The organism is Phytoactinopolyspora endophytica (assembly GCF_004138495.1).
GTDB lineage: Bacteria > Actinomycetota > Actinomycetes > Jiangellales > Jiangellaceae > Phytoactinopolyspora > Phytoactinopolyspora endophytica.
Genome location: NZ_ML142852.1, coordinates 80,312 through 85,953, shown reverse-complemented (window position 1 = coordinate 85,953; position 5,642 = coordinate 80,312). Strand labels below are relative to the sequence as shown.

Genomic DNA, 5,642 nt, shown 5'->3' with positions numbered 1-5,642 from the left:
CGCCGGCACCCAGATTGGCCGTCAGCCAGCGGAAACCGTCGACGGAGAGCGGCGCACCCGTCGATCCGACCACTCGCAGCTCGGAGAGGTCGTACTGGCCGAGAGCCAGTCCGTCTTTCAAGCATGCCTGGACGAACGGTGCCGATGTGCCGAAGTAGTTGACCCGTTCCTCGGCGGCGAGCTCCCAGAGGCCGTGCATTCCGGGATATCCGGGACTGCCGTCGTAGAGCACCACGGCGGAGCCCACGAGCAGGCCCGAGACGACGAAGTTCCACATCATCCAGCCGGTGGTGGTGAACCAGAAGAAGCGGTCGCCAGGACCGGCGTCGAAATGCAGCGCCATCGCCTTGATGTGCTCTACGGTGATGCCACCGTGCCCATGGACGATGCCCTTCGGCAGCCCGGTGGTCCCGGACGAGTACAAGACCCACAACGGATGGTCGAACGGCACCGGATCGAACTCGAGCGCGGCGCCCTGTCCTCGGGCGAGCAACTCCGTCCAGCCGATACGTGTGCTACGTGAGTCGGCCGGCGCCGCCTCCCGCGGATCGGGACCGGCCGCGTCGTCCCTCAGGTAGGGGATGACGACGGTGGCGCGCAGGCTGGGAATGGCCGACTCCAGCCGGGCGACGGTGTCGTCGACGTGGTGCTCTCGCCCGTTGTAGACGTATCCGTCGATACTCACCAGAACGACGGGCTCCAGCTGACCGAACCGATCGGCCACCGCCCGGAACCCGAAGTCGGGGGAGCACGATGACCAGATGGCTCCCAGACTGGCGGTGGCGAGGAAGGCGACCAGCGTCTCGGGGGAGTTCGGGACCAGCCCGACGACGCGGTCTCCACGGCCCACCCCCAGCTCGCGTAGTGCCGACCGCGCCGCGGCGACCTGGGCGCGCAGCTCCCCGTATGAAAGCGTCCGACGGAGCCCGTCCTCGCGCCGGAAGATGACCGCCACGTCGTCATCGGACTTGCCGTCGCCCGGCCGCAGCGCGTGCTCGGCGTAGTTCAGGGTGGCGCCCGGGAACCATCGGGTACCGGGCATGGCACGGTCGGGTAGCGTCTGCGACGGCTCGGCGTGGAAGATCACGTCGAAGTGGCGGGCCAGCGCGTCCCAGAACGCGGCAGGATCCTGGACGGACCAACGCCAGAGGCCGTCGTAATCGTGGACGTCGACGATCTGCTGTGCACGCAGCCAGTCCCGGAAGCGGGCGATCCGGCTCGCTGCGACGTTCTCCGGCTCCGGCTTCCACAGAACCTCGGGCTCAGCCATGCTCCCTAATCTAGCGGTCGTGCCGCCTGCGGTGGACCAGCCAGATCACACATGGCGGAAGCTCGCGGTTGTGTCTCGCGCACAGGCGTCTCGCCGGCGGCGTAAAACCGACCCGCGTGACCGGCGCCCGGCCTGACCCCTGCGCGACGGAGGCGTCAGACATGGCCGAATGGATCAGTGCCTGGCGGCGACCGTCTCCAGCGTCCGGATGAACAGGTCGGCGTCGGCGTCCCAGCTGTAGTGGCCGGTGATGGCCTTCCTCCCGGCGGCGGCCAACCGGTCACGCTCGGCCTGGTCGGTGGCGAGCCGCCTCACCGCTGCCTCCATGGCATCCACATCACCGAACGGGACGACGACGCCGCAGTCGTGCTTCTCGACGAGCTCGGCGGAGGCCGGGTTCGGTGTGGTGATCGCCGGCAACCCGTAGGCCATGTACTCCAGGATCTTCGTCGGACGGGAGTGCGCGTAGTTCGGCTGGTCATGCAGCAGGCTGAGCCCCGCCAGCGCACCCGGTAGCTGAGCCAGCGCCTGATCGTTGGGCATGAACCCGTGCCAGTGGACATGCCCGGCGTCGTGTGCGGCGCGGACCTGGCCAACGCAGTCGGCGTCGGCGTTGCCGATCAGGTGGACGTGTACGTCCGGCGACATCCGCCGTCCCAGTTCGACCATCTCGGCCGCGCCGCGCGCCATCGTGATCCTGCCTAGGTAGACCACCCGGTTCCCGGTCTCGATGTCCAGATCCTCCGGCTCGACGACGCTGTTGCGGATGACCGGATGGTCACGCTCGAAGCGTCGTTCATAGCCTTCCTCGGCCAGCAACAGCGTCATTCGCCGCTCGGCCCGGCGCTCGAGGTTTCGGATCAGAGCCGTGGCCATGGGGCGTACCGGCTTGGGTAGCCACGGTTTCATTCGGATGGCGGCCGCGGTGTCCTCGTGCACATCCCACACCAAACCCTTGTGCGCGAGGCCTGAGGCGGCGATCAGCAACTCGGGGTCGTGCATGAGGACGACGTCGTAGTCCGCGGCATGGTGGCGCAGCAGGTTCCGCGCGGCCCGGAGCGCCGCCAGCCGTCTGAGACCCGTCGCCCGCGGGATGTCGATCGAGCGGTACTCGCTCGGCACCGGTCGCGCGTACCCGCTGAACGGCGCCGCCAGCGTCACTTCGTGACCCGCTTCATGCAGGGCTGCGATCTGCTTGTGCCGGATCCGGGTGTCCTCCGGGTCGTGCACCACCGTCAGAACAAGGACGTCCACCCGCCAGACTCTATCCCGTCCACCGCCTCCACATCCCCAGCGTCGCCTAAATGACATGATCATTTAGGGAGGGACGGTCAGAGGTGTTCGACCGTGCTGGAGGGCGGTGTGAAGCCGCGGGTGTCGAGCACGCGGACCGCGTTCTTGGCGATCATCTCGCCGTCGTACTCCCGGTGGTGCTGCAGAACGACCACGACGTCGGCTGTGGCCAGCGCGGGTTCGAGATCGTCGACCCGCTCCAGCACGGCGTCGTTGACGTTCCACTCCTGGACGTACGGGTCGTGGAAGGTCACATCCGCACCCAATGCCAGCAGCCGGCGCGCGACCGGTACAGCCGGGGACTCGCGCTGATCGGCGATGTCGCGCTTGTACGTCACCCCGAGCAGGAGCACCCTGGAGCCGTTGACCGCCTTCCGGTCCCGGTTCAGGATGTTCTGCACCCGCTGAGCGACGTAGGTCGGCATGGTCGCGTTGATCTCCTGGGCCAGTTCGACGAACCGGAACGGGTACCCCAGGCGTGCCCGGACGTTGTGGCTCAGGTAGTTGGGATCGATAGGGATGCAGTGCCCACCGACGCCGGGCCCCGGGTAGAACGGCTGGAAACCGAACGGCTTGCTCGACGCCAGCCGGATCACGTCCCAGAGGTCGATGTCGAGCTCGTGACAGAACATCGCCATCTCGTTGACCAGCGCGATGTTGATGTGCCGGTAGGTGTTCTCCAGCAGCTTCGCGGTCTCGGCCTCGCGCGTGCTCTTGGCTTCGACGACGGTGTCGACGAAACGGCGGTAGAAGGCGGCAGCGGCGGCCGTGCAGGCCCCGGTGTGGCCACCGACGACCTTCGGTGTGTTCTTCATCCCGAAGGTCGCGTTGCCAGGATCGATACGCTCCGGAGAGAACGCCAGGTGGAAGTCGGTGCCGGCGACGAGGCCGGTGCGTTCGAGCAGCGGCCGGACCACCTCGTCGGTCGTGCCCGGGTACGTCGTGGATTCGAGGATCACCAGCATGCCGGCACGTAGCCGGCCGGCGATGGCTTCGCTCGCGGAGATCACGGCACGCAGGTCCGGGCCGCCCTCGTCGGAGAGTGGCGTGGGCACACACACGACGACAGTGGACGCGGTGGCGAGCTCGGCCGCGTCCGTGGTGGCTCGGAACCCGGCGGCCCGCATCTCGGCGATGTCACCGTCGACGAGATCGTCGACATGAGATCGCCCGGCGTTGAGCTCGTCGACGACCCCCTGGCTGATGTCGAAGCCCAGCACGGTCAACCCTGACCGGGTCGCCTCCTGGGCGAGCGGTAAGCCGACGTAGCCGAGCCCGATCACAGCGAGATCCGCGACCATTCCTGCCTCCTCGAAGTCCTTCAGCGCCGAGCGCTCGCTGACCGCCAACTATGCCCGATGGCCACGTGTGTTCCACGACCGCCCCGCTGTGCGGAGCCGGCCACCACCCTATGTCGCCAGCTGGCCGGGTACGGTCTGACTCTGCGCGACCTTGCTGCTGCCGAGGGTGGTGTGAGACTAGCGACCAAGGCGATTAGCGCGCGGCAAGACGACTGGCGCGCGGCAAGGCGTGGTACTGGCCGGAGAGCAGCCCGTCCACCGCCGTCGAATAGACCGGCCCTGTGTCGCCTGCCCAGGGGAAGGCGAAGCGCGCGAGCACGGGATCGGGATCGACGTTCCACACCACCCATCCGGCGTCGGCGCCGCCATCGTCCTTGACGCATGTGACGGCGGCCACCGAACGATGCCCGATGAGTTGGAGCGCCCTGCGGGCCAGGTCGGCCGGTTCAGGGTAAGGGCAGTCCTGGAAACCGAAGGTGTCCGGCCCGAGCTCGTTGAGCGGCGAGCGCGCCAGCCAGACGGTCTTGCCGGCGGCCGGCGTATCGTCTCGGTGCAGGCTTTTGCGGGCGAGACTCTCGTCCGTGAGCAGCGACGATCTGACCGGGAGGTGTCGGAGGTACGGATGCTCCGCCCGGGCAGCCAGCTTCTTCTCGATCAGCTCGCCCAGGGACGCGGCACCGTCACCGGTCACACCGAATGGCGTGACCAGCACCGCTGCACACGGCTGGCCCTCCACCGCGAGAACACTGCAGGCAAGGCCGCGCGGCACCCGGCGCAGGAGTACCTCACGCGTGCCGGTCTGCAGCCGCTCCCACACCTCGTCGAGGCGGGCGACGTCGGCGACCCTGAACCGTCGCCTGATGCGGGAGTCGCGGACAGCGGGCTGCACCTGCCACGATCCGCGTCCGCTCTCGACCAGGGAGCGTGCGCCGGCGAGGTCTTCTCGTGCGAACCGTGCCCAGCGAACCGTGGGCAATCCGGCGGACAGGGCCAACTCGTAGAAGGCGGAGCTGTTCTCGCCGAGCGCCGCGGCGAACATGGTCATCCCACTCCGCTCCAGGATGATGTCGTGGTCATCCTGGACGCCGTGAATGAGTCTGCCCTGGAAGCGGACCTGGTCGAGCCCCGCGGCCTGTAGCGCCGTACGCAGCTGGGACTGGTCGAGCCGACGCGGCGTGCCGGCCCGGACATCTTCGTCGGACGCGCCCGCGGCCGGGGACATGTCGGCGAGGCGCTTGGCGACGCTGGACAGCGTGCCCTCCTGTGACCAAGCGGACTGGGGCCGTGGGACTTCTGTGCCGTCGGCGCTCTGTGCCGGGCGGTCCGCGACGGCGGCCGTCATATCGAGCCGGTGCGGGCCGGAGTCGATGCTGTCCCGGGCGCGGAAGAAGTAGCCCTCGACGGTCTCGTCGCCGGTGTCCACGGGCTTGCCGTACAGCGGGAAGATGTGGATCGGCATCTCGTTGTTGAGATTGATCTCGCACAAGATGCAGCGTTGTGCCTCCGGCGCTGCGTCGAAACGTTCAAGAAGGACGTCGATGCCGGCGTGGTACGCGCTCGGGATGCACGCCGCCGCGCGCTCAGCCAGCCGAAGGATCTCGGGGTGGACCACGTCGACCAGTTCGAAGCTGTCGCCGCCCGAGGAGAGGTTGGCCGTGTAGTGCAGGAAGGTGCGTTGCCCCGGCTCGGGCACGCTGTCCGGAGTCATGCCGCGCAGCGAGAGATGGTGCTCGGTGAAGGGGGTGATCTGGATCGGACAGTGCCGGAGGTAAGCGTTG

General features: G+C 68.2%; 2 protein-coding genes and 2 pseudogenes. All 4 read right to left on the bottom strand.

Features of this window, described 5'->3' with window-relative positions; translation table 11 throughout:
* Window positions 1-1,270: pseudogene (locus tag ELR45_RS37285) on the bottom strand (AMP-binding protein); the annotation flags it as partial.
* 174 nt (window positions 1,271-1,444) lie between these two features.
* Entirely contained in the window at window positions 1,445-2,524 is a 1,080-nt protein-coding gene (locus ELR45_RS08735) for a glycosyltransferase (RefSeq protein ID WP_165367613.1), read from the bottom strand.
* Window positions 2,525-2,601: 77 nt separating this feature from the next.
* On the bottom strand, window positions 2,602-3,864 hold the full coding sequence (locus tag ELR45_RS08730) for a nucleotide sugar dehydrogenase (RefSeq protein ID WP_129665794.1): 1,263 nt from the start codon (window positions 3,862-3,864) through the stop codon (window positions 2,602-2,604).
* Between the two features lie 193 nt (window positions 3,865-4,057).
* A pseudogene (locus ELR45_RS34835) lies at window positions 4,058-5,642 on the bottom strand (hypothetical protein); the annotation flags it as partial.